The sequence below is a fragment of the Rhizobium sp. NRK18 genome (assembly GCF_024385575.1).
In the GTDB taxonomy this organism is placed as follows: Bacteria; Pseudomonadota; Alphaproteobacteria; order Rhizobiales; family Rhizobiaceae; genus JANFMV01.
On sequence record NZ_JANFMV010000002.1, the window covers coordinates 1 to 334 of the forward strand.

The 334-nt window shown below is 49.1% G+C and carries 1 protein-coding gene; it reads right to left on the reverse strand.

What is annotated here, in order from left to right:
- Window positions 1–321, reverse strand: a 321-nt coding sequence (locus NN662_RS19260; protein ID WP_261932042.1) for an aminotransferase class I/II-fold pyridoxal phosphate-dependent enzyme, incomplete at its 3' end; no start/stop codon positions are given.
- Window positions 322–334: the final 13 nt, after the last annotated feature.

A 334-nucleotide genomic window follows, 5' to 3' on the forward strand; every position in this document is an offset into this window, starting at 1 on the left:
TTTCATCATTTCTCCGGCGAAGCGGCGACTCTCCATTTTAACGGGGAACAGTACAAAATTGGCGGAGGAAGGGATGTATTCATAGCCTTCAGATTTCAGCACCTGGTACAGGAAATCACGGGAAGCAATGGTTTTCTGCAACGCTTCTTTCATGAACGCTTTTTCCTGGTAACCCGCGTTCGCAGCCGCAGCCGATGCTGCTGAAACGCCCATGGGACCAATGCAGTAACCGGATAATTTCTCTATAATTTCCGGGGTGGAAATGATGTAGCCAATGCGCATACCCGCCAACCCGTACAGTTTAGAGAAAGTACGTGCCACAATTACGGGCAAT